This is a genomic window from Micromonospora avicenniae (assembly GCF_900156065.1).
GTDB lineage: Bacteria > Actinomycetota > Actinomycetes > Mycobacteriales > Micromonosporaceae > Micromonospora > Micromonospora avicenniae.
In genome coordinates this window covers 108,038-128,081 of sequence record NZ_FTNF01000017.1, presented here as the reverse complement: position 1 = coordinate 128,081, position 20,044 = coordinate 108,038, and the positions used below count along the sequence as shown (strand labels likewise).

Below are 20,044 nucleotides of genomic sequence, written 5' to 3'. Positions count from 1 at the left end.
CCCGGCGGATGCACCACCGGGCGGGCTGCTACCTCGGCCGTCAGGGGGTGTTCAACGCCGGCGACCCGGCCACGATTCCGGCCCGAGGATGCCACTGGTCACACCCCAGAACCGCCCAGGCCACCCAACGGGGCGGATCCGGCCATCCCGCCCCGGGCACGAACCGGACACCACGCGTCATTCACCCCAGGCGCGCCTGATGATCGACTCGACCTCCATGAAGTCGGGGCATCCACGCGACCCGGACACCCCGACATACACGGACCTCGAGTCGATCAAGCCCTAACGGTGGCCGTGACGGGTCGATCGAGCCCCAACGGTGGCCGTGACGGGTCGGTCAAGCCCCAACGGTGGCCGTGACCGGGCGGCACCAGGTCCCGCACGACCACAGGCTCATCGCCGGCCCGATCCCTCCAAGGCCAACTCGGGTTCCGTGGAAGTCGGCGTATCACGCGGCCGGGGCAGCCCGACCTGCGCGGAAGTCGGGTTGATCAACCGCCCGGCCTCCTCTGACGGCGAACCCGGTTTACGGGGTTGCCGAGATCGCGACCTGTCGGGTGGGCCGTGACGCCGGACACTAACGATACGGATCGGTTCCGTATCGTTAATCGGCGTCGTAGGCTGACTGACGTTTCGAGTATGACTCGTATCGTATTTGTGCGGGCACGAACCGGGGGGAAAGACGGACATGGAGATCCGCGACAACACGGGCCACCCGAGGAGGTGGGCGATCCTGGGAGTGCTGGTGATCAGCCTCCTCGTGGTCGTCCTCGACAACACGATTCTCAACGTCGCGCTGCGTACGCTCTCCGACCCGGTGCACGGGTTGGGCGCCAGCCAGGGTGAGCTGGAGTGGGCGATCAATTCGTACACCCTGGTCTTCGCTGGTTTGCTCTTCACGTTCGGCGTGCTCGGAGACCGCGCCGGTCGCAAGCGCTTCCTGCTGATCGGGCTGGTGCTCTTCGGCCTGTCGTCGCTGGCGTCGGCGTACGCGCAGAGCCCGGGCCAGCTGGTCGCGGCCCGCGCCCTGATGGGTATCGGCGGCGCGGCGATCATGCCGGCGACGCTCTCGATCATTTCGAACGTCTTCGACCCCCGGGAGCGGGCGCGGGCGATCGGTGTCTGGGCCGGTGCCGTCGGTCTGGCCGTGGCGATCGGCCCGGTTCTCGGCGGAGCGCTGCTGGAGAACTTCTGGTGGGGTTCGGTCTTCCTGATCAACGTGCCGGTCATCGTGCTCGGCGTGATCCTGGTCGCGCTCCTGGTGCCCGAGTCGCGGGACCCGAAGCCGGGCCGGATCGACGTGTTCGGTGTGGTGCTGTCGGTCGTCGGCCTGGTCGGCCTGACGTACGGCATCATCGACGGCGGCGAGCACGGCTTCGGCCGGCCGCTGGTGTGGGTGTCGATCGTGGGCGGCCTGGCGGTGCTCGCCTGGTTCGTGGCGGTCGAGCGGCGCAGCGAACACCCGTCGCTGGACGTCCGGCTGTTCAAGGTGCCGCAGTTCGCCGGGCCGGTCGCCATCATCGGCCTGGTCTTCTTCGCCGCGATGGGCGTGCTGTTCTTCGGCTCGTTCTACCTCCAGCTGGTACGCGGCTACACCCCGCTGGAGACCGGTTTGCTGTTCCTGCCGTTCGCCGGCGCCCAGCTGATCTTCGCACCGCGGAGCGCGGCGATGGTCCGCAAGTACGGCGGCAAGGCGGTCGCCGCGGTCGGGCTGACGCTGACCGTGATCTCGCTGGCCGCGTTCGTCTTCATCGACGCGCAGACCCCGATCTGGGTCGTGCTGATCTTCTACTTCATCCAGGGCATCGGGATGGCCAACATCATGCCGCCCGCCACCGAGTCGATCATGTCGTCGCTGCCCCGGGAGAAGGCCGGTGTCGGCTCGGCGATCAGCAACACCATCCGGCAGGTGGGTGGCGCGCTCGGTGTGGCGGTGCTCGGTTCGGTGCTGTCGGCGGTCTACCGCGGCGACGTCGAGCCGGCCGTGACCGGTCTGCCCACCCAGGCGCAGGACGCCGTGAAGGAGTCGATCTCCGGGGCGTACGCGGCGGCCGGCCAACTCGGGCCGGCGGCGCCGAAGCTGCTGGCGGTGGCCAACGACTCCTTCATCACCGCCATGCACTGGGCGGCGGCGCTCTCCGCGTTGGTCGCCGCGCTCGGCATCGTCGTGGCGCTGCGTTGGCTGCCCGGCCGGGCGGACACCTCGGCCCCGGTTCGGGAAGTCACGACCACCGAACCTGAGTTGGCCGGCACCGCATAGGTTCGGCGACAATGTCCGACATGACGTCCCATGCCGATGCTCCGCGGTCGCCCGGGCGACCGCGGAGCAGCCGCGCCGACGAGGCGATCATCGACGCCACCCTCAACCTGCTCGCCGAGGGTGCCAAGATCGACACGCTCTCGATCGAGGCGATCGCCAGCCGCGCGGGAGTGGGCAAGGCGACGATCTACCGCCGGTGGCCGGGCAAGGAGGCGCTGCTGCGCGACGCCCTGGCCATCCTCAAGGGCACCCCGCCGACGCCCATCGGCCGCTCGGTTCGGGAAGACCTGGTGCTGCTGCTCGGCGCGGTCGGCCGCAATACCGACCCGCGGAGCGAGAAGATCATGTCCTGCCTGCTGCCCGAGGTGAATCGCAACCAGGACCGCTACGAGCTCTACCAGGGCGTCGTCGAGCCACGGCGGGCCCGGGTGCGCGAGGTGCTGGAGCGCGGCGTACGCACCGGCGAACTCCGGGCCGACCTGGACATCGAGCTGGCACTGGCGCTGCTGACCGGGCCGATGCTGATCCAGCGCGTGCTGCGCTGGCATCCCGAACTGGACGACGACGTGCTTGCCGAGCGGGTGGTCGACGGGGTACTGGAGGGCATCCAACCCCGCTGAGCTTCACGCGCGCGGTCCGCCGCCGGGCGTGCGGCCCACGCGTCCGGTAGCGCCCGGTCCAGGCTCAGCGGGCGGGGGAGCGCAGCCGGTGCAGGCGCAGCGCGAGCTGCACCTCCAGCGCCCGCTCGGGCCGCTGCCAGTCCGCGCCGAGCAACTGCCCGACCCGCTCCAGCCGCTGGGTCACCGTGTTCACGTGCACGTGCAGTTGCTCGGCGGCGCGGGCCAGGCTCCCACCCACTCCGAAGTACGCCTCCAGGGTCTTGACGAGCGCCGTACCGCGCCGTGCGTCGTAGTCGACCACCGGACCCACGGTCGTGGTGAGGAAGCCCGCCACGTCCCGGTCGCCCTCGTCGCCGACCGCGCCCAGCAGCAGCCCGACGAAACCCAACTCGGCGGTGCTGGCCCCCTGCCCCGCCCGGCCCAGTGCGCCGAGCGCCGTGAGGCAGCGGTCGGCCTCGCGGAACGCGGCGGCCAGCGACGCCGGCCCCACCGACGGGCCGCTCGCCCCGGCCGTGACCGGCCGGCCGGTCACCCGGGACAGGTCCCGGGCCACCGCCCGGGCCGCGCCGCCGGCGTCCTGGCCGGGAAGCAGCAGCACCACCCGACCGTCGCGCGCCGCGGCCAGGCCGCCGCGCGTCGAGGCGTACGTGGTGGCCCAGGACAGCACCCGCTGCCGGGCCGATCCGGTGGCGGCGATCGCGTCGTCGCCGACGGCCACGAGCACGTGGGGCGCGTCCAGGTCCACGCCGAGCCGGCGGGCGCGGCTGCGCAGCGCGTCGGTGTCGCGCAGCGGCCGGGCGATCAGGTCGTCGAGCAGTTCGCCGCGGACCCGGCCCTCCGCCTCGGCGGCGGTCCGGCGGAACAGCAGCAGCAGGGCGGTCACCAGCGCGGCTCGTTCCAGGATCCGCTGGTCGGCGTCGACCAGTTCCTCGTCGGGGCGCAGCACCAGCGCACCCAGGTTCTCCGCGCCGGCCACCACCGCGGCGTACCAGAGTGACCCCCGGCGGACGCTGCGCCCCTCGGTGCGGGACGCGGCCACCGCCTCGACGATGTCCGACCGGTCCGGCTCGTCGGTCTCGCCGACCCGGGCCAGCAGCCGGCCCTCGGCGTCCAGCGCCAGCAGCGCCCCGCCGAGCACCTCCGTCACGGCCGCAGCGACGTCCTCCACCCCGCCACCGCGCAGCACCAGCGCGGTCATCCGGTCGTGCGCGGCCGCGGCCCGCTCCACGGAGCTGCTGTGCGCCCGGATGGTGGTGTTCGCCGCCGACAGTTCGGCCAGCGCCGAGCGGGTCTCGGTGAGCAGCCGGGCGGTGTCGATCGCCACCGCCGCGTGCGCCGCGAGGGACACCAGCAGGGCAACCTCCTCCCGGGCGAACGGCCGGGCCGAGCGGTTGGCCGAGTAGAGCACGCCGATCGAGGTCGAGCCGAGCCGCAGCGGCACACCGAGGATCGCGACCAGCCCCTCCTCGCGTACGCCGGCATCGATCTCACCGGTGTGGTGGAAGCGCTCGTCCTCGGCGTAGTTCGCGGTGACGTACGGCGCGCCGGACTGGGCCACGAGCCCGCCGAGGCCGGCGCCCATCGGCAGCCGCAGCCGCTGGAACCGGGCGGAGACCGAACCGTCGGTGACCCGCATGTACGTGTCACCGCGCTCGTCGTCGTTGAGAGTCATGTACGCGACGTCCGCGCCGAGCAGGTTCCGCGCCCGGTGCACGATGGCCCGCAGCACGTCGTCCAGGTCGCGCAGGCCGGCCAGGTCGCTGGCCGTGTCGTACAGGCCGGAGAGTTCGATCTCCCGGCGGCGCCGGCGTTCCAGCAGGGCGCGGACCCGCAGCGCCACTGTCTTCGCCTGCTCGAGCTCGGCGAGCCGGTCGGCGGGGAGACCTGCGGCGCGGGCGGCCACCAGCGGCCCCTCGAACTCCACCGCGGCCGCTTCCCGGGCGAGCAGTTCGAGGAACTCCACCGGCGAGGACATGGCGCCCATTGTGCGCAGGGCCACTAGTTCGCCGTCCAGCCCCCGTCGAGGGCGATCGAGGCGCCGGTGATGAAGGCCGCGGGCGGGGTGCAGAGGTACGCGACCAGTTCGGCGACCTCCTCCGGCTCGATCAGCCGCTTGATCGCCGCGCGGGCCAGCATGATCTTCTCGACCACCTCGGACTCCGGGATGCCGTGCGTCGTCGCCTGGTCGGCGATCTGGCTCTCCACGAGGGCGGTGCGTACGTACGCCGGGTTTATGCAGTTGGCCGTGACACCGTGCTCGGCGCCCTCCAGCGCGACCACCTTCGACAGCCCCTCCAGGGCGTGCTTGGCAGAGACGTACGCGGCCTTGTACGGCGAGGCCCGCAGGCCGTGCACGGAGGAGATGTTGATGATCCGCCCCCAGCCCCGGGCGTACATGTGCGGCAGCGCCCGGCGAATGATCAGGAACGGCGCCTCCACCATGACCCGGTGCAGGTACGCGAAGCGTTCGGCGGGGAAGTCCGGCACCGGGGCGACGTGCTGCAACCCGGCGTTGTTCAGCACGATGTCCACGTCCGTGTCGAGCCGGTCCACCGCCCCGGCGTCGGCCAGGTCGATCCCCTCGGCCCGGCCGCCGGCCTCGGTGGCCACCGTCTTCGCCGCCTCGACGTTGCGATCCACCACCAGTACGGCCGCTCCGGCCGCGGCCAACCGGAGGGCGCAGGCCCGGCCGATGCCGCTGCCACCTCCGGTGACCAGGGCGGTCCGACCGGTCAGGTCGACGTTCACGACGTGGGGGACCGCCACGGGTTCTGCCGTCATGGCGCACAAAGTTACGAGCTGTGTGGTCGGGCGCACATGGGGCAGCGACACATACTCGGCCCCCACGGTGTGTGGGGGAAACGGGGCTGGGTCGTCGCCGGGGATCTCCCAGCCACGAGCTGCCCAGGCGGTGGGCGGTCTGGCGGGTGGGCTGTCCTGGCGGTGGGCTGCGAGCTGCAACGGACACGCGGCCTTCCCGGCCGGTTACCACCAGGAGGCTGATACCTCAGCGGCATATTTATGCCGCTGAGGTATCAGCCTTACTCGCTGGTCGGCCTCGCTGGTCGGCCTCGCGGGCCGCTTGCCTCGCGGGCCGCTTGCCTCGCGGGCCGCTTGCCTCGCGGGCCGCTTGCCTCGCGGGCCGCTTGCCCCGCGGTCCCTGCTGCGGGTCGTTTGCCGCGCCGGGCCGCTTGCCGCGGGGGCCGGCTTGTCGCGGGGGCCGCGGCGTCCTGTCCGTGCCGGGCGTGTCCGGTGGGGCTGCTGTTACCGGGCATCGGTAGGGTGTCGAACACACGTACTGCTGGCGGCTTGGGGAGGAGGCGGCGTGCGCGTGCTCGGCGTCGACCCGGGGCTCACCCGGTGCGGTGTCGGCGTGGTCGAGGGGATGCCTGGGCGGCAGTGCACCCTCGTCGCCTACTACGTGGTCTACACGGACCCGGCCGACGAGCTGCCGACGCGCCTGCTGCACCTGGACCGCTCGCTCACCGATCTGGTGGCCGAGCACCGCCCGGAGAGCGTGGCGGTGGAGCGGGTGTTCAGCCAGCACAACGTTCGCACGGTGATGGGCACCGCCCAGGCCAGCGGGATCGCCGTGCTCGCCGGAGCGCGCGCCGGGCTGCCCGTGCAGACGTACACCCCGAGCGAGGTGAAGGCGGCCGTGACCGGCTCCGGCCAGGCCGACAAGGCGCAGATGACCGCGATGGTCACCCGGCTGCTGCGGCTGCCCGAACCGCCCCGGCCGGCCGACGCCGCCGACGCGCTGGCGCTGGCCATCTGCCACATCTGGCGCGGCGGCACGCGGTCGAAGCTGGCCGCGGCGGCCGACCGGGCCCGACGAGGAGGAGTCAGATGATCGCCAGCGTGCGCGGTGTGGTGACCGCGACCGGCCCCGACCAGGCCGTCATCGAGGTCGGCGGGGTGGGGCTGGCGGTGCACTGCGCGCCGGCCACCCTGGCCGAGCTGCGGGTCGGTGAGTCGACCCGGCTGGCCACCAGCCTGGTCGTCCGGGAGGACTCGCTCACCCTGTACGGCTTCGCCGACGACGACGCCAAGCAGCTCTTCGAGTTGCTGCAGACCGCCAGCGGGGTCGGGCCCCGGCTGGCCCAGGCGGTGCTCGCCGTGCACACTCCCGACGCCGTACGCAAGGCGATCGCCAACGCCGACACCGCCGCCCTGACCCGGGTACCCGGCATCGGCAAGAAGGGTGCCGAGCGTCTCGTGCTGGAGCTGCGCGACCGGATCGGCCCGGTGCCGGTGGGCGTGGACGGTGCGGCCGGAGTCACCGGCGGTGCGTGGCCGGAGCAGGTGCGCCAGGCGCTCGTCGGGCTCGGCTGGACGGCCGCGCAGGCCGACCAGGCCGTTTCGGCGGTCGCCGAGACCGTCGACGGCCCGACCCCGCCCGTGCCGGTCCTGCTCAAGCAGGCCATCCGGCTGTTGGGCCGCACCCGATGACGGGCGACGGCCTGATCTCGGCGTACGTCAACGAGGCGGAGCTCGACGCCGAGGCCAGCGTCCGGCCGAAGCGGCTGGCCGAGTTCATCGCCCAGCATCGGGTCCGCGACCAGCTCGACCTGCTCCTGAAAGGTGCGATGCGGCGCGGCAGCCCGCCGGATCACATCCTGCTGTCGGGACCGCCTGGCCTGGGTAAGACCACGCTGGCCAACATCGTCGCGGCCGAGCTGGGCTCGGGCATCCGGGTCACCAGCGGTCCCGCGATCGAGCGCTCCGGCGACCTGGCGGCGATCCTCACCAGCCTCGCCGAGGGCGACGTGCTCTTCATCGACGAGATCCACCGGATCGCGAAGCCGGCCGAGGAACTGCTCTACAGCGCGATGGAGGACTTCCGGGTCGACGTGGTGGTCGGCAAGGGGCCGGGCGCCACCGCGATCCCGCTCGACGTCGAGCCGTTCACGCTGGTCGGCGCGACCACCCGGTCCGGCCTGCTGACCGGCCCGATGCGGGACCGGTTCGGCTTCGTCGCGCATCTCGACTTCTACTCCCCGGAGGATCTGGAGGCGCTGCTGCACCGCTCGGCGCGGATCCTCGGCGTACCGATCACCGACGACGGCGCCGTCGAGATCGCCGGCCGGTCGCGGGGGACGCCCCGGATCGCCAACCGGCTGCTGCGCCGGGTGCGGGACTTCGCCGAGGTTCGCGCCGAAGGTGTGGTCAACCGGGAGACCGCCCAGGCGGCCCTGACGGTGTACGACGTGGACGCGCTCGGCCTGGACCGGCTCGACCGGGCCGTGCTCGGCGCGCTGGTCGATTCGTTCCGGGGTGGTCCGGTCGGTCTCTCCACGCTCGCCGTGGCGGTGGGGGAGCAGCCGGACACGGTCGAGGAGGTGTGCGAGCCGTTCCTGGTCAGGGCCGGTTTGCTGGCCCGTACGCCCCGCGGCCGGGTGGCCACCGAAGCCGCCTGGCGTCACCTGGGGCGTACGCCGCCGAATGGTACATTTGGCACGGATGCCCCTCCCGCGCCCGATCTGTTCTCGGCCTCGCCCGATCAGCCGTGATCCGAACGTGATCTGTGCCGCATTCGGCGTTCCCAGGTGCAGGGATTAGACTTCGCCGCGGTCTGTACAGGATGTGAGAATCCGCCTCCGCTCCGGCACACCTGGTGCCGGAGGAGGCCAATGGGAAGGTCTGTAACCGTGCATTACCTTGCAGCGGGCGGCGGCGGGGGCGGCAGTATCACGCCGATCCTGATGATCGTCCTGCTCTTCGGCGTCATGTACTTCATGATGATCCGCCCTCAGCAGAAGCGCCGCCGCGAGGCCGCGGACATGCAGTCCGCGCTCGGCCCTGGTGACGAGGTGGTCACCATCGGCGGGCTCTACGGCACGGTCACCGGGGTGGACGACGAGACCGTCCTGCTCGAGGTCGCTCCCGGCGTGCAGACCCGGTACGCGCGTCCGGCCATCGCCCGGGTGGTGACCCGGGCCGAACTTCCGGCCACCTCGGAGACCGAGGACGCGGACACCGTCAAGGAGTGATCCGCCATCCGTCGGGGCGGCCGGTCCGCCCGGGCGGGACAGCGGACGCGACGTGAAAACTGGATAGTCGGGTCGACGCCGGGCGTCGGCAGGCCTCCGTGACCGGTCGGTGCCCCGTGCCGTCCGCCGGGGTGCCGTGCCGCCGTCCTGCAGGCGGCCCGGGTGGACCCATCGGCCGGTTATTCCGGCCGACACCGTCGCCGCGGGGGCGGCGGCGCGACCGTTACAGGGAGACAGGACAGCCGTGGCACCACCTCAGGGACAGATGCGCCCCGGACGGCAGTTGGCCGTGCTGGCGGGCATCTTCGTGGTCCTCTATCTTTTGGTGTTCTTCTCGGGAGGCGCCAGCGGCGGCTTCAAGGATCGGCTGGAGCCCCGGCTCGGCCTGGACCTGATCGGCGGCACACGGCTGACACTCGAGGCGAAGAACAGTGTCGACGGTCAGGCGCCCACGGCGGAGAACCTCGAAGAGGCCCGCCAGATCATCGAGAACCGGGTCAACGCGTTCGGTGTCGCCGAGGCCGAGGTGGTGACCGAGGGCAACCGGAACATCGTGATCTCCCTGCCCGGCGAGAACCGCGACCTGACGGACGTGGGCACGCCGGCCGAGCTGCGCTTCCGCAAGGTACTCAAGGCCGCCGACGGTAGCGGTGCGATCGCCGCCCCGGCGCCGACCCCGTCCGGCAGCGCCAGCCCGACTCCCTCGGGCAGCGCCTCGCCGTCGGGTAGCGCGTCCCCCTCGGCGACCGCCTCGCCGAAGGGGACCGCCTCGCCGAAGGTGACCGCCTCCTCGGGCGGGCAGGGCGGCATGGCGCCCGCGCCGAGCGCCAGCGCCACCCCGGCCCCCTCGGCGTCGGCCTCCCCGAGCGCCGGCGCGTCGTCGCCGGGCGCCAGCGAGGCGCCGGTCCCGGCGAGCGTCGAGGAGCAGCGCAAGGCCGTCGAGCAGAAGGTCGGCGCGGCCGCCTGGAAGGCCGCCAACGATCTGAAGGCTCCGGCCGACCTCACCGCCGACCCGTCGCTGGCCGACAAGCTCAAGCCGTTCGGCGAGCTCAGCCCGCAGGAGGTCGCGGTCCTGCCGGCGCAGATGCAGTTCAACGTGCCGACCATCGGCTGCGCCCAGCTCGACAAGCGGCCGGCGGGATCCATCTCCGACCCGAAGCAGCAGACGGTGGCGTGTGAGGACGGCGCCGCGAAGTACCTGCTCGACCAGGCGAAGGTGCTCGGCACCGACGTGAGCGACGCCAGCGCGGTGCTGGACCAGACCAACGCCTGGGTGGTGAGCCTCGACTTCAGCGGCTCCGGCCAGGACAAGTGGACGGCCCTGACCCGCGAGGCGTTCAACAACGAGGGCAACGCGTGTGACGCCTCCGCCCTCGGCCAGGACGGCAAGTGCCGCGTCGCGGTCGTGCTGGACAACGAGATCGTCTCGTCGCCGGAGATCCAGGGCGTGCTCACCGGGAACTCCCAGATCACCGGCAGCTTCACCCAGCAGGACGCCAGCACCCTGGCCGGCCAGCTCCGCTACGGTGCCCTGCCGGCGACCTTCGAGGCGCAGGAGCAGCAGAACGTCTCCGCCACCCTGGGCGCCAGCCACCTGCGGGCGGGCCTGCTCGCGGCCGGCATCGGCATGCTGCTGGTCATCATCTACGCGTTCTTCTACTACCGCCTGCTCGGCTCGGTGATCTTCCTGAGCCTGGTCCTCTCCGCGCTGCTGGTCTTCGGCGCGCTGATCGTGCTCGGGCGGCAGATCGGCTTCACGCTGACGCTCGCCGGTATCGCGGGCTTCATCGTGTCGCTAGGTGTCGCGGCGGACTCGTTCGTCATCTACTTCGAGCGTTTGAAGGACGAGATCCGGGAGGGCCGCAGCCCACGTAGCGCGGTGCCGCGCGCCTGGGCCCGGGCCCGCCGGACGATCATCTCGGCCAACGCCATCTCGATCCTCGCGGCGGTCGTGCTCTACATCGTGTCGGTCGGCACGGTGAAGGGCTTCGCCTTCGCGCTCGGCCTGGCCACGGTGCTCGACCTGGTCGTCGTGTTCCTCTTCCGGCACCCGATCATGACGATGTTCGCCCGGACGCAGGCGTTCCTGTCGCCGCGGGTCAGCGGTCTGGGCCGCGTCCTGCGGTCCGCCGAGACCGACCAGGCCCCCACCCGCCCGTCCCGTGTGAAGGAGGCCTGACATGGCCCGCAGCGGTCTGGCCACCCGCCTCTACCGGGGCGAGGCCGGTCTCGACATCATCGGCAAGCGCAAGCTCTGGTTCGGCATCGCCGGTGTCCTGGTGCTTGTCGCGCTGCTGAGCTTCGTGTTCCGCGGCTTCACCCTCGGCATCGAGTTCGAGGGCGGCAACTCCTTCCAGGTCCCGGCGAGCGTCGGCACGCTTACGCAGGCCGAGGATCGGGTCAACGGCGTCCTGGGCAGCGAGGCCGGTGGGATCGAGGTCGAGTCGGCCCAGACGATCGGTGGCGGGAGCGGCGAGTTCTACGAGTTCCGCACGGCGGAGATCTCGTCGGACGAGGCCAACGCCGTCAAGTCGGGGCTGGCGCAGGAGTTCGGCATCAACGCCGACCAGATCAGCGCGAACCAGGTCAGCGCGGCCTGGGGTGGTCAGTACACCGAGCGCGCGCTGCTCGGTCTGGTCATCTTCATCGCGCTGGTGATGCTCTACCTGATCATTCGCTTCGAATGGCGGATGGCGGTCGGCGCGGTCTCCTCGCTCCTGCTGAACCTGGTCCTCACCGCCGGCGTCTACTCGCTGGTCGGGTTCGAGGTCACGCCGTCGACGATCATCGGGTTCCTCACCATTCTGGGCTTCGCGCTCTACGACGTCGTCGTGGTGTTCGACAAGGTCCAGGAGAACACCCGGGGCATCACGGCGAACAACAACCAGACGTATGGCGAGGCGGCCAACCTGGCCGTCAACCAGACCCTGATGCGGTCGATCAACACCGGTCTGGTCGCGCTGCTGCCCGTCGGTGGTCTGCTCTTCATCGGTGTCCCGCTCGGCGCGGTCACCCTGAAGGACCTCGGTCTGGTGCTCTTCGTCGGTATGTTCGTCGCGGTCTACTCGTCGATCTTCTTCGCCACCCCGGTGCTGGCGACGCTGAAGGACTTCGAGCCGCGGATCCAGGCGCACAACAAGCGCGTCCTGGCCCGGCGCGGCGCGATCGCCCGGGGCGAGGTGACCCCGAAGGGTGCGCCGCGTCCGGCCACGGGCGGGCAGCCCACCGACGCGGAGGCCGCCGCGCTGGCCGGCGCCGCCCCGAAGGTGGGTGCGCGTCCGGCAGCCAAGCGGCCGACCGGCGCCCGCGGCGGACGGCCGAGCGGCGGCGGCGGAAACCGGCCGGGCGGCGCGAAGCGGCGCTGACCGGCCGACCGGGGCCGACCCGGTAGCAATCGATCCGACGGCGTCCGGCATGCTGTGCGAGCAGCATGCCGGACGCCGTCGTCGTCGGAAGGGAAACGGGAACTGCCGTGACGGAGACCCACAGCACCGAGGCGCGCGGGGACAGCGGCCCGGAGGCCGCACGGCTGGTGGCGAGCCGCGTGCTGGACGTGCCGGACTTCCCCAAGCCGGGGATCGCGTTCAAGGACCTGATGCCGCTGTTCGCCGACGGCCAGGCGTTCCGTCAGGTGATCGACGAGATCGTGGCGTACCACGGCCGGGCCTCGTTCGACGCGGTGGTCGGCATCGAGGCACGTGGGTTCGTGGTGGCGGCGGCGATCGCGTACGCGACCGGCGTGGGTGTGGTGCCGGTCCGCAAGGCGGGCAAGCTGCCCCGCGCCGCCTACTCGGCCTCCTACGCGCTCGAGTACGGCGAGGCGACCCTCGAGGTGCACCAGGACGCCTTCACAGCCGGGCACCGGGTGCTCGTGGTAGACGACGTGCTCGCCACCGGCGGCACCGCGGCGGCGACGCTCGACCTGGTCGAGCGGGCCGGCGGCACGGTCGCCGGCTTCACCGTGCTGCTGGAGTTGTCCTTCCTCGGCGGGCGGCAGCGGCTCGCCCCACGTCCGGTCCATGCCCTGCTGACCGTTTGACGGCCCGGGCCGCCGGATGGGCGTGGCGCGGTCCGTCCGGCGGAGCGGCAGGACACCGTCTGTGCGAGTAGCATTGCCCTTTGCTGACGCCGACGGTGATCCGTCCGGCGGTACGCGACCAGGCCGGCCGTGCGGTCGGCGTGATCCCGGCGAGCGGTAAGGAGGCCGGTGTCCCACGATGTCGTCCCTCCGATGGAGGGCACGGTGCACCCGACAGGCGATGCGGACGGCTCGGTTACCGACCGGAACGGTGACGCGACGGCCCGGGTGACGAGTTCTGGCACTGGCGCGATCGGCCCCGACGGGGTGATTCGGCCCGGTGTGGTCCGTCCCGACCTGGTGGGCCCGGTACGGGGCGATGGTCCGGGGGAGCCGGTGCCGAGCGCCGGGTTCGCGCTGGCCAGCGCGCCCACCGGGCGCCGGGTGCGGGCGCGGCTGGCCCGGTTCAACGCGCCCTGGCAGACCTCCCAGGTCAGCGAGGTGCTCGAGCCGCTCATCGCGATGCACCGGGAGAACCATCCCAAGGCCGATGCGCGACTGCTTCAGCGCGCCTTCGACACCGCGGCCCGCTGGCACTCCGGGCAGTACCGCAAGTCCGGCGACCCGTACATCACGCACCCGCTGGCCGTGTCCACCATCCTGGCCAACCTCGGGATGGACACGACCACGCTGGTCGCCGCGCTGCTGCACGACACGATCGAGGACACCGAGTACACGCTCGACCAGATGCGCGCCGACTTCGGCGGCGAGGTCGCGTTGCTGGTGGATGGCGTCACCAAGCTCGACAAGGTCAAGCTGGGCGATGCGGCGAAGGCCGAGACCATCCGCAAGATGGTGGTCGCGATGGCCAAGGACCCGCGGGTCCTGGTGATCAAGCTGGCCGACCGGCTGCACAACATGCGGACGCTGACCTTCCTGCCCCGCCCGAAGCAGGAGCAGAAGGCGAAGGAGACGCTGGAGATCCTCGCTCCGCTGGCCCACCGGCTGGGTATGAACACGATCAAGTGGGAGCTCGAGGATCTGGCCTTCGGCACGCTGTTCCCGAAGCGGTTCGAGGAGATCAACCGGCTGATCGGGGAGCACCAGCCGCAGCGGGAGGCGCTGCTGCGCCAGGTCACTCAGAAGGTCGGGACGGACCTGAAGTCCGCCAAGATCAAGGCGGAGGTGACCGGCCGGCCGAAGCACCTCTACTCGATCTACCAGAAGATGATCGTGCGGGGTCGCGACTTCAACGACATCTACGACCTGGTCGGCGTACGGATCCTGGTCGACACGGTGCGCGACTGCTACGCGGCGCTGGGCGTCATCCACGCGAACTGGCAGCCGGTGCCGGGCCGGTTCAAGGACTACATCGCGATGCCCAAGTTCAACATGTACCAGTCGTTGCACACGACGGTCATCGGGCCCACCGGCAAGCCGGTGGAGATGCAGATCCGCACGTACGCGATGCACCGCACGGCCGAGTTCGGTATCGCCGCGCACTGGAAGTACAAGGAGCACAAGGGCGTCCCGGTGGTCGGCCCGCCGGCGCACATCGACGAGATGACCTGGCTGCGCCAGCTGCTGGACTGGCAGCGGGAGGCGGCCGACCCGAGCGAGTTCCTCGACGCGCTGCGTTTCGACCTGTCCAGTCAGGAGGTGTACGTCTTCACCCCGAAGGGTGACGTCATCCCGCTGCCGACCGGGTCGACGCCGGTGGACTTCGCGTACGCGGTGCACACCGAGGTCGGGCACAAGTGCATCGGGGCGCGGGTCAACGGCAAGCTGGTGCCGCTGGAGTCGACGCTGTCCAACGGCGACGTGATCGAGATCTTCACGTCGAAGTCCGACACGGCCGGCCCGACGCAGGACTGGCTCGGCTTCGTCAAGAGCCCGCGTGCCCGTACGAAGATCCGCCAGTACTTCAACAAGGAGCGCCGCGAGGAGGCGATCGAGGCCGGCAAGGACGCGATCGTCAAGGCGATGCGCAAGCAGGGCATGCCGTTGCAGCGGATGCTGACCTCGGACGCGTTGATGGCGATCGCCCGGGACCTGCACCTCGCCGACGTCGCCTCGCTCTACGCGGCGGTCGGTGACAGCCAGGTCAGCGCCCAGTCCGTGGTGCAGAAGCTGATGGCCTCGTACGGCGGTGAGGAGGGCGCGGCGGAGGACATCGCCGAGACCGCCGTCGCGACCCGACCGCCGCGCAGCCGGGCGAGCAGCCACGACCCCGGTGTGGTCGTACGCGGTGTCAGCGACGTCTGGATCAAGCTGGCGCGTTGCTGCACCCCGGTGCCGCCGGACGCGGTCTTCGGTTTCGTGACCCGTTCCGGCGGGGTGAGCGTGCACCGGGACGACTGCGCGAACGCCGAGGACCTGAAGGCGCAGAGCGAGCGGGTGGTGGAGGTCAGCTGGAAGCTCACCTCCGCCTCGACGTTCCTGGTGGCCATCCAGGTCGAGGCGTTGGACCGGCACAAGCTGCTCGCCGATGTGACCCGGGTGCTCTCCGACGAGCGGGTCAACATCCTCTCCGCCACCGTCACCACCACCCGGGACCGGGTGGCGGTGAGCCGGTTCAGCTTCGAGATGGCCGACCCGAAGCACCTCGGCCACCTGCTGGCCACGGTTCGTAAGGTCGACGGCGTCTTCGACGCCTACCGGGTCACCTCCGGCGCCTGACCGGGACGTCGACCCGGACGGGGGACAGGCCTGGCCCGGAGGGCCCCGGCGGTGTGAGGTAGACCCCCCGTGGGCCATGATCACGCCGACGGTGCCTTGATCAACTCGACATCAATGAAGTCGGGGTGTCCCAGCGGTCCGGACACCCCGACTTCATGGAGCCCGAGTCGATCACCCGTCCGCCAGACCCCACTGGCCCTCGCTCTCCGGCCCCCGGCCCTCGGACCAGGCGCCTGGACAACGAGAAGCGCCCGCCGGTGAAACCGGCGGGCGCTTCTCGGTACGTGTGCGGGTCAGCCCTGCGGGGCGCTCATCGTGAGCTTCTTGATGACGATCTCCTTCTTGGGGTGACCGCCACCGGCCTGCTGGGCGAAGGCGCCGTCGTCGCCGGCCTTGGCCACGTCGTTGACGATGTCCATTCCGCCGGTGATCGTGCCGAGCACGGTGTAGCTCGGGTCCAGCGGCGAGTCGCCGTAGACGATGAAGAACTGGCTGCCGGTGCTGCCCGGGTCCTGCGACTTGGCCATCGCGATCACGCCCGCCGGGTACGGGGGCCGCTTGTCGGTCGGCAGGTTCTCCTCGGCCATGCGGTAGCTGGGGCCGCCGGTGCCGTCGGTCTCCCGCCAGCCCTTGCCGGTCGCGCTCGGGTCACCGCACTGGAGGACCTTGATGCCCTCGGTGACCAGCCGGTGGCACTTGCTGTTGTCGAAGAAGTTCTTCTCCGCCAGGTGGGTGAAGCTGCCAGCGGTGCACGGCACGAGGGACCGGTCGATCTTCGCGGTGATCGGCCCCAGGTTCGTGTCGATCGTCATCGTCTGGATGCCGGTGTTCGACTGCTGGTTGGCCGGCAGTCCGACGTCCTTGATCTCCTTGATCCGCTGGTCGGAGGGGATCTCGACGTATGCGCACTGGACCTGGTCGGCCGCCGCGGTGTTGGTGCCGGCGCTGTCGTCGTCCCCGCCCAGGCTGGTGGCCAGCCAGACGGTGCCGGCCACCACCAGCAGCAGGGCGAGGCTCGCCCCGACGATCGCCTGCGTCTGCCGGCGCTTGCGGGCCCGGGCCGCGCGCTCGGCCATCTCCTTCTCGAGCCGGGCGCGTGCCGCCGCGCGCTGCCGCTCTCTGGTGGACGTCACGCCTGAATCCTCCTGGGCTGTCTGTTTCGGTGCGCGGGTGCCGTTGTGCTGCCTGGGGGTCGCTCAGCCGGCGTTCGGGCTGGGCGGCGGGGTGGCCGCGCCGGACGGCGAGGCGGCCGGCGCGCCGGTCGTCGGCTCGCCGACGGTGAGGCTCTGGAGCACCACGTCCGTCTGGGGCTTGACCTTTGCCCCCGCCCCATTGTCCACGGTCGGGAGCTTGCCGATCTTCTCGAGGACGTCCAGTCCGCCGGTGACCTTCCCGATGATCGGGTAGGTCGGCTCGTCCGGGTCGTAGTCCTTGAAGAAGAGCAGGAACTGGCTGCCGTTGGCGCCCGGCGGGCTGGAGATCATCGCCACGGTGCCCTTCGGGTACGCCGGCTGCCGCTTCCCGGTCGGGCTGGCCGACGGGCTCGGCGCCGGCGCGTCCGGCACGTTCTCGTTGTAGAACGAGTAGGTCGGGCCGCCCAGTCCGGTACCGCTCGGGTCACCGCAGCGCAGCGCACCCTCGGCCGTGATCTCGTGGCACTTGGTGTTGTCGTAGAACGACCGGCTGGCCAGGTGGGCGATGCTCGCCGCCGCGCAGGGGGCCGTGGCCAGGTCGAGCTCGGCGGTGATCGGCGCACCCTGGTTGGTGGTGACCGTCATCGCCCTGGTGCCGTCGGTGGGCAGCCCGGTGGTCTCCGGGGTGCCCACGTCCTTGAGGTTGGTGTTGGCGGTGCCGTCCTGCGGCGTCCAGAGGCAGACCTCTTCGGCGGCGGTGTTCTCTTTCGGCTCGGAGTCGAAGGCACCGAGCGCCCAGGCGGAGCCGACCACGATCAGCGCGAGTATCAGCGCGGCACCCACGCCCGCCTGAATCTGCCGCCGCCGCCTGACCCGCGCCGCCCGACGAGCCATCTGGCGGTCGAGCTTGGCCCGTGCCAGTTTGCGCTGCCGGTCCCTGCTGGAAGCCACCCGTGCTCCCCTTCCTCTACCCTGGTCGTCGCCGGCGCCGTGGACGTCGCACGCCCGTGTGGGGCAGTGCGCCACGCCACACGCTCGCCAGAGTGTACGGCCACCGGCTGTGTACGTGGTGTACGAGGTCCTGGCTGTGTTTATCGGAGCACGTCACTGTGTCCCGCGGGGCGGGCGCGACGGATGGTCCGGCGAATATGCCGCGCGCGGCCGGTTAGGCTGATCAGGGACGGACCTCATGTCGACGGAAGGGGAGCGGACGTGCTCGTGGCCGGCTTTCCCGCCGACGCCTTCGGCACCAACTGCTACGTGGTGGCCACGGCGCCGGGGGAGCAGTGCGTGGTCGTCGACCCCGGCATCGGCGTACTCGACCGGCTCGACGCCGTACTCGCCGAGCACCGCCTGCATCCGGCCGCCGTGCTGCTTACCCACGGCCACCTCGACCACACCTTCTCGGTGGCGCCGGTCTGCGGGGCGCGGGGGATCACCGCGTACGTCCACCCGGGCGACCGGGAGATGCTGGCCGACCCGGCCAAGGGCCTGTCGGCCGACCTCACGGCGCTCTTCGGCGGTCGGCTGACCTACTCCGAGCCGGATGATGTCGCCGAGCTGACCGACGGCGCGACGCTGGCGCTGGCCGGCCTGGAGATCACCGTCGACCACGCCCCGGGCCATACCGGCGGGTCGGTGCTGTTCCGGATGCCCGGTGCCGGCTCGCGCTGGGAGGCGGACGAGATCTGCCTCTCCGGTGACGTGCTCTTCGCGGGCTCGATCGGTCGCACCGACCTGCCGGGCGGCAGCATGCCGGCGATGCTCACCAGCCTGCGGGACAAGATCCTCCCGCTGGCGGACGACACCGTCGTACTGCCCGGCCACGGCCCCACGACCACGATCGGCCGCGAGCGCGCGAGCAACCCGTACCTCATCGAGGTGGCGGAGTCCGGCGACGCGCGCCCGGCCGCACCCGCCCGAGGCCTCTGATCCGCACCCGCGCCGCGGCGCGGGCATCGACCGGCCGCGCGTCGCGCGCGAGTCAAGGAGTACGTCATGAGCAAGCCCACGCCCATCTCCGGCTTCCCGGAGTGGACGCCGTCGCAGCGGATGATCGAGCAGTACGTGCTCGATCGGATCCGGAACACGTTCGAGCTGTACGGCTTCGCACCGTTGGAGACCCGCGCGGTCGAGCCCCTCGACCAGCTGCTGCGTAAGGGGGAGACCTCCAAGGAGGTCTACGTGATCCGGCGGCTGCACGACGACGAGCAGGGCCCGGCCGGGGACGACGCGCTCGGTCTGCACTTCGATCTGACCGTGCCGTTCGCCCGGTACGTGCTCGAGAACGCGGGCAAGCTGCAGTTCCCGTTCCGGCGCTACCAGATCCAGAAGGTGTGGCGGGGGGAGCGGCCGCAGGAGGGGCGCTACCGCGAGTTCGTCCAGGCCGACATCGACATCGTCGACCGGGACAACCTCGGGGCGCACCACGAGGCGGAGATGCCGCTGGTCATCGGGGACGCGCTGCGGTCGTTGCCGATCCCGGAGGTGCGGATCCAGGTCAACAACCGCAAGATCTGCGAGGGCTTCTACCGGGGCATCGGGTTGACCGATCCGGAGGCGGCGCTGCGCGCGGTCGACAAGCTCGACAAGATCGGCCCGGCGAAGGTCGCGGAGTTGCTGGCCCAGACCGCCGGGGCGAGCGAGGCGCAGGCCAAGGCGTGCCTGGCGCTGGCTGAGATCTCCGCCCCGGACGCGTCCTTCGCCGACGCGGTGCGCGCCCTCGGGGTGAGTGACCCGATGCTGGACGAGGGGATCGAGGAGCTGGTGCGGGTGGTGGAGACCGCCGCCGAGCACTCGCCGGGGCTCTGCGTGGCCGACCTGCGCATCGCCCGGGGCCTCGACTACTACACCGGGACGGTCTACGAGACCCAGCTGCGTGGCTACGAGCGGTACGGCTCGATCTGCTCCGGGGGCCGGTACGACAACCTGGCCAGCTCCGGCGCGGTCCGGTTCCCCGGTGTGGGCATCTCCATCGGGGTCACCCGGCTGCTCGGGCTGCTGTTCGGCACCGACGCCCTGTCGATCTCGCGGGACGTGCCGGCCTGTGTCGTGGTCGCGGTGACCAGTGAGGAGCAGCGAGCGGCCAGCAACCGGGTCGCCGACGCGCTGCGCCGACGTGGCATCCCGGCAGAGGTGTCGCCGAGTGCCGCGAAGTTCGGCAAGCAGATCCGGTACGCCGAGCGGCGCCGCATCCCGTACGTCTGGTTCCCGGGGGCGGAGGGCGCGGGCGACGAGGTGAAGGACATCCGCTCCGGCGACCAGGTCGCGGCGACGGCCGACACCTGGACACCACCGGCCGCCGACCTGAAGCCGCTGGTGAGCTGAGCGGACCGTACGTC

General features: G+C 71.4%; 16 protein-coding genes. 12 read left to right on the top strand and 4 right to left on the bottom strand.

Annotated features, from left to right (window positions below):
* Window positions 1-688 precede the first annotated feature (688 nt).
* Together BXA10_RS23220 and BXA10_RS23215 are read left to right on the top strand one after the other, a co-directional pair.
* Entirely contained in the window at window positions 689-2,260 is a 1,572-nt protein-coding gene (locus BXA10_RS23220; protein ID WP_076472930.1) for an MFS transporter, read from the top strand.
* A gap of 11 nt (window positions 2,261-2,271) precedes the next feature.
* On the top strand, window positions 2,272-2,880 hold the full coding sequence (locus tag BXA10_RS23215; protein WP_076472929.1) for a TetR/AcrR family transcriptional regulator: 609 nt from the start codon (window positions 2,272-2,274) through the stop codon (window positions 2,878-2,880).
* A gap of 64 nt (window positions 2,881-2,944) precedes the next feature.
* Here BXA10_RS23215 and BXA10_RS23210 read toward each other — a convergent pair whose 3' ends face one another.
* Window positions 2,945-4,864, bottom strand: a complete 1,920-nt coding sequence (locus BXA10_RS23210) for a helix-turn-helix domain-containing protein (protein ID WP_076472947.1) — start codon at window positions 4,862-4,864, stop codon at window positions 2,945-2,947.
* Window positions 4,865-4,878: 14 nt separating this feature from the next.
* Window positions 4,879-5,661 carry a 3-hydroxybutyrate dehydrogenase gene (locus BXA10_RS23205; RefSeq protein WP_076472928.1) on the bottom strand — a complete coding sequence of 261 codons (783 nt, stop codon included), beginning with the start codon at window positions 5,659-5,661 and terminating at the stop codon, window positions 4,879-4,881.
* Between the two features lie 544 nt (window positions 5,662-6,205).
* Between BXA10_RS23205 and ruvC the strand changes: the two genes are divergently transcribed.
* The 8 genes from ruvC to BXA10_RS23165 all read left to right on the top strand — a co-directional run bounded on the left by ruvC (window position 6,206) and on the right by BXA10_RS23165 (window position 15,570).
* A complete protein-coding gene (ruvC, locus tag BXA10_RS23200) occupies window positions 6,206-6,733 on the top strand; it encodes a crossover junction endodeoxyribonuclease RuvC (protein ID WP_076472927.1) in 528 nt (175 codons plus the stop codon).
* Window positions 6,730-7,332: a Holliday junction branch migration protein RuvA gene (gene ruvA / locus BXA10_RS23195; protein WP_076472926.1), complete on the top strand. Its 603-nt coding sequence runs from the start codon at window positions 6,730-6,732 to the stop codon at window positions 7,330-7,332. The genes ruvC and ruvA overlap by 4 nt, the downstream gene beginning before the upstream one ends.
* Window positions 7,329-8,393, top strand: a complete 1,065-nt coding sequence (ruvB, locus tag BXA10_RS23190; RefSeq protein ID WP_076472925.1) for a Holliday junction branch migration DNA helicase RuvB — start codon at window positions 7,329-7,331, stop codon at window positions 8,391-8,393. Before ruvA ends, ruvB begins: the two co-directional genes overlap by 4 nt.
* A 192-nt stretch (window positions 8,394-8,585) precedes the next feature.
* Complete coding sequence (gene yajC, locus BXA10_RS23185) at window positions 8,586-8,873, top strand: preprotein translocase subunit YajC (protein ID WP_076472924.1); 288 nt, start codon at window positions 8,586-8,588, stop codon at window positions 8,871-8,873.
* Between the two features lie 244 nt (window positions 8,874-9,117).
* A complete protein-coding gene (gene secD, locus BXA10_RS23180; RefSeq protein WP_175649278.1) occupies window positions 9,118-11,052 on the top strand; it encodes a protein translocase subunit SecD in 1,935 nt (644 codons plus the stop codon).
* 1 nt (window position 11,053) lies between these two features.
* The gene (gene secF / locus BXA10_RS23175) at window positions 11,054-12,238 is read left to right on the top strand and encodes a protein translocase subunit SecF (RefSeq protein WP_076472922.1); all 1,185 of its coding nucleotides are present in this window, start codon (window positions 11,054-11,056) and stop codon (window positions 12,236-12,238) included.
* Between the two features lie 107 nt (window positions 12,239-12,345).
* Complete coding sequence (locus tag BXA10_RS23170) at window positions 12,346-12,912, top strand: adenine phosphoribosyltransferase (protein ID WP_076472921.1); 567 nt, start codon at window positions 12,346-12,348, stop codon at window positions 12,910-12,912.
* Between the two features lie 168 nt (window positions 12,913-13,080).
* Window positions 13,081-15,570, top strand: a complete 2,490-nt coding sequence (locus BXA10_RS23165; protein ID WP_425436106.1) for a RelA/SpoT family protein — start codon at window positions 13,081-13,083, stop codon at window positions 15,568-15,570.
* A gap of 293 nt (window positions 15,571-15,863) precedes the next feature.
* On the opposite strand, the gene BXA10_RS23160 is transcribed toward BXA10_RS23165, so the two are convergent.
* Complete coding sequence (locus tag BXA10_RS23160) at window positions 15,864-16,703, bottom strand: peptidylprolyl isomerase (protein ID WP_076472919.1); 840 nt, start codon at window positions 16,701-16,703, stop codon at window positions 15,864-15,866.
* Window positions 16,704-16,766: 63 nt separating this feature from the next.
* Window positions 16,767-17,654 carry a peptidylprolyl isomerase gene (locus BXA10_RS23155; protein WP_076472918.1) on the bottom strand — a complete coding sequence of 296 codons (888 nt, stop codon included), beginning with the start codon at window positions 17,652-17,654 and terminating at the stop codon, window positions 16,767-16,769.
* A gap of 261 nt (window positions 17,655-17,915) precedes the next feature.
* Between BXA10_RS23155 and BXA10_RS23150 the strand changes: the two genes are divergently transcribed.
* Window positions 17,916-18,635 carry an MBL fold metallo-hydrolase gene (locus BXA10_RS23150; RefSeq protein WP_076472917.1) on the top strand — a complete coding sequence of 240 codons (720 nt, stop codon included), beginning with the start codon at window positions 17,916-17,918 and terminating at the stop codon, window positions 18,633-18,635.
* Between the two features lie 66 nt (window positions 18,636-18,701).
* Window positions 18,702-20,030, top strand: coding sequence for a histidine--tRNA ligase (gene hisS, locus BXA10_RS23145; RefSeq protein ID WP_076472916.1), 1,329 nt, complete (start codon window positions 18,702-18,704; stop codon window positions 20,028-20,030).
* Window positions 20,031-20,044 lie beyond the last annotated feature (14 nt).

Coding starts and splice junctions, on each gene's coding strand:
- BXA10_RS23220 (WP_076472930.1), top strand. CDS start 689: ATGGAGATCCGCGACAACACGGGCCACCCGAGGAGGTGGGCGATCCTG.
- BXA10_RS23215 (WP_076472929.1), top strand. CDS start 2,272: ATGTCCGACATGACGTCCCATGCCGATGCTCCGCGGTCGCCCGGGCGA.
- BXA10_RS23210 (WP_076472947.1), bottom strand. CDS start 4,864: ATGGGCGCCATGTCCTCGCCGGTGGAGTTCCTCGAACTGCTCGCCCGG.
- BXA10_RS23205 (WP_076472928.1), bottom strand. CDS start 5,661: ATGACGGCAGAACCCGTGGCGGTCCCCCACGTCGTGAACGTCGACCTG.
- ruvA (WP_076472926.1), top strand. CDS start 6,730: ATGATCGCCAGCGTGCGCGGTGTGGTGACCGCGACCGGCCCCGACCAG.
- ruvB (WP_076472925.1), top strand. CDS start 7,329: ATGACGGGCGACGGCCTGATCTCGGCGTACGTCAACGAGGCGGAGCTC.
- yajC (WP_076472924.1), top strand. CDS start 8,586: ATGATCGTCCTGCTCTTCGGCGTCATGTACTTCATGATGATCCGCCCT.
- secF (WP_076472922.1), top strand. CDS start 11,054: ATGGCCCGCAGCGGTCTGGCCACCCGCCTCTACCGGGGCGAGGCCGGT.
- hisS (WP_076472916.1), top strand. CDS start 18,702: ATGAGCAAGCCCACGCCCATCTCCGGCTTCCCGGAGTGGACGCCGTCG.